This window comes from Sulfobacillus harzensis, from assembly GCF_012933365.1.
GTDB classification, from domain to species: domain Bacteria; phylum Bacillota; class Sulfobacillia; order Sulfobacillales; family Sulfobacillaceae; genus Sulfobacillus_B; species Sulfobacillus_B harzensis.
This window is the reverse complement of sequence record NZ_JABBVZ010000274.1, coordinates 1-1,278: the sequence shown is the minus strand read 5'-3', so window position 1 is coordinate 1,278 and position 1,278 is coordinate 1. Positions and strand designations below refer to the sequence as shown.

Annotated in this window: 1 protein-coding gene; it reads right to left on the bottom strand. The window is 58.4% G+C overall.

Annotated elements, in window-relative coordinates; translation table 11 throughout:
- Nucleotides 1-44: 44 nt before the first annotated feature.
- A protein-coding gene (locus HIJ39_RS22985) for an IS3 family transposase (protein ID WP_275107411.1) occupies nt 45-1,204 on the bottom strand; the annotation gives its coding sequence in 2 pieces (ribosomal slippage) (nt 45-952 and nt 952-1,204; 1,161 coding nt in all).
- Between the last annotated feature and the right edge of the window lie 74 nt (nt 1,205-1,278).

Genomic DNA, 1,278 nt, shown 5'->3' with positions numbered 1-1,278 from the left:
TGGACTTAGGTCAAGAATTTAGACACCTCGAATTCGGGGTTTTGTCACGAAACCGACTGTCGGGCGGCCGTGGCGACTTCTTGCGGAGTCCGGTAGCCCAAGGCACTGTGTAACCGCCGCCGATTGTAGAACCCCTCAATGTACTCGAATATGGCCAATTGGGCGTCGGCCCGGCTCTTGAAGCGCTGCAAGTAAACCAGCTCCTTCTTCAAGAGGCTGTGCCAGGACTCGATGCAGGCGTTGTCGTAACAATTACCTTTCCGGCTCATACTGGCCACCATGTCGTAGGCCCGCAATTCTTGCTGGTACGCTGTCGCGGCGTACTGACTACCGCGGTCCGAGTGATGAATTACCCCGGCCGGTGGGCGGTGCCGTTGCACCGCGCGATCTAAGGCCCGGAGGACGAGATCTTGGGTCATGCGCTGGTCCATCGCCCAACCGACGATTTGGCGGGAGTACAAGTCCTCTAACGTGGCCAAATACAGCCAGCCTTCATCCGTCGCTATATAGGTGATGTCTGCCATCCACACCGCATGGAGCCGATCGGCCACGAAGTGTTGGTTGAGGCGGTTCTCGGCGACCGGGTAGGCATGCCGAGAATTGGTCGTCGCCTTGTACTTCCGGACCACCCGCGACCGAATCTGCTGCGTGCGCATCAGCTGGGCCACCGTCTTATGGCTAATCCGCTCCCCATCCCGCCGCAAGGCGGCGGTGATTTTGGGACTGCCATAGCGTCCGCCGGACAGAGCCCAGGCTTCCCGGACCGCGGCCGCGCGCTGAGCGCGGCGTTGTGCTTGGGGACTGACGGGTCGGTCGCGCCACGCATAATACCCGCTTCGGGACACCTGCAAGACCTCGCACATCTTCATGATTCGGAAGGTGAAGCGGTGTTCGTGGATGAAGGCGAACTTTACTTCCGATCGTTGGTGAAGATGCGCATCGCTTTTTTTAGAATCGCGTTCTCCTCTTCAAGATCCCGGAGGCGCTTCTGAAGGTCGCGCATCGCCTGATCTTCTGGCCGCAAACGGCCACTGCCCACAAAGGGCTGCGCCGGATCCTTGCGGGCGGCCTTAATCCAGCCTTGGAGCGTATTTTCCGGCACCCCGAGTTCCCGTGCGACTTGGGCGATGGGCTTTTTTAACTCCAGTACCAGCCGCACCGCTTGTTGCTTGAACTCCACGTCGTACTCTGTTTTTCTGGCCATTGGGTTCACCTCATTGGGTTTGATTGTAATGCAATCCCCCGATTTGAGGTGTCCATTTTTTAGACTAAACTCCA